Annotated in this window: 1 protein-coding gene; it reads right to left on the bottom strand. The window is 40.1% G+C overall.

The annotated features are described in order from the left end of the window. A partial coding sequence (locus IDG60_RS03655; RefSeq protein WP_206160503.1) for a VOC family protein occupies positions 1-215 on the bottom strand: 215 nt, incomplete at its 3' end. Positions 216-227 lie beyond the last annotated feature (12 nt).

The following is a 227-nucleotide window of genomic DNA, read 5'->3' on the forward strand; positions in this document are numbered from 1 at the left end:
CCTGCTTCACGTGGGGAAGTCTGACGGCCGTCTTCTAATAAATGTAACGTTAGAGTATGGCCACCAGTCCCAACAGATAATACGGTTGTGTTATCGTCAGAACTTTTAACGGATAGTCCTAAAATGTTTTTGTAAAATGTTGTCATTAAGTCTAAGTCTCTTACGTTCAGTTCAATGTTTGTCACTTGTGTTGCTGTTTTATCGTGAAATGCCATTATGCATCGCCT

The organism is Staphylococcus sp. EG-SA-2 (assembly GCF_017152085.1).